The sequence below is a fragment of the Polaromonas sp. genome, assembly GCF_030682935.1.
GTDB lineage: Bacteria > Pseudomonadota > Gammaproteobacteria > Burkholderiales > Burkholderiaceae_C > Polaromonas.
The window spans coordinates 1-1,021 of sequence record NZ_JAUXNA010000141.1 but is presented as its reverse complement, the minus strand read 5'-3'; the positions used below and the strand labels follow the sequence as shown (position 1 = coordinate 1,021).

Here is a 1,021-nt window from a genome sequence, read left to right as displayed (position 1 = left end):
CGTCGCCAAGCAACCCGCGTTTCTCTTGCTGTTATTTGGGTGGCCGCTGCTGCGCTGTCAGGCTGCGCCATGATAGACCGCCAATCCAGTCTGGTGGCCTTCACGACCCAGCTGCGCGCCGGCAACGAGGTGCCGCCCAACGCCAGCCAGGGTAGCGGCTCGGTGGACGCGGTACTCAACAAGGACACCAACCTGTTTCGCTGGAAGGTCAACTACACCGGCTTGACGGGACCCGCCACAGCCGCCCACTTTCATGGCCCGGCTGCCGTGGGGGCAAACGCCGGCGTGGCCTTGGCATGGCCGAGCCCCATTCGCAGTCCCCTGGAAGGCCGTGCCACGCTGACGCAGGCGCAAGCTGCAGACCTGCTGGCGGGTCGCTGGTATGCCAACATCCACACGGCAGCCCATCCGGCGGGCGAAGTGCGCGGCCAGATGACGCCGCGCTATTGAGCCAGATTCGGGCGTCATGTCGGGCATTCAGCGCGCCAAGAGCCCCTTCCCGGTACGTGGGCCAGCTTAAAACCTTAAAATCGCGGGTTAACTTTCAACTGCTGGCACTACCGCAAGGTGATTTTGCGCAGTTTCTACCGATCGCCCCATGAACGCCCCCGTCGACGTCTCCTTTTTCGCGCGCTCCGCCAAGCCCCTGACCAGTTACCGCAAGTACTGGGCGGCCCGCTTTGGAACGGCCAAGTTTCTGCCCACCAGCCGGGCTGAAATGGACGCACTTGGCTGGGACAGCTGCGACGTCATCATCGTGACCGGCGACGCCTACGTTGACCACCCGAGTTTCGGCATGGCGGTGATTGGCCGCATGCTGGAGGCGCAGGGCTTTCGCGTCGGCATCATTGCGCAGCCCGACTGGCAAAGCGCCGAGCCCTTCAAGGTGCTGGGCAAGCCCAACCTGTTCTATGGTGTGGCCGCCGGCAACATGGACTCGATGATCAACCGCTACACGGCGGACCGCAAGATCCGCAGCGACGACGCCTACACGCCCGGCGACATCGGCGGCAAGCGCCCC

At 64.5% G+C, this 1,021-nt stretch carries 1 protein-coding gene and 1 pseudogene; both read left to right on the top strand.

Annotation, left to right across the window (positions count from 1 at the left end; genetic code table 11):
* The first annotated feature begins 33 nt into the window (after positions 1 to 33).
* Entirely contained in the window at positions 34 to 450 is a 417-nt protein-coding gene (locus tag Q8K05_RS06805; protein ID WP_370868788.1) for a CHRD domain-containing protein, read from the top strand.
* Between the two features lie 148 nt (positions 451 to 598).
* Positions 599 to 1,021: pseudogene (locus tag Q8K05_RS06800) on the top strand (YgiQ family radical SAM protein); the annotation flags it as partial.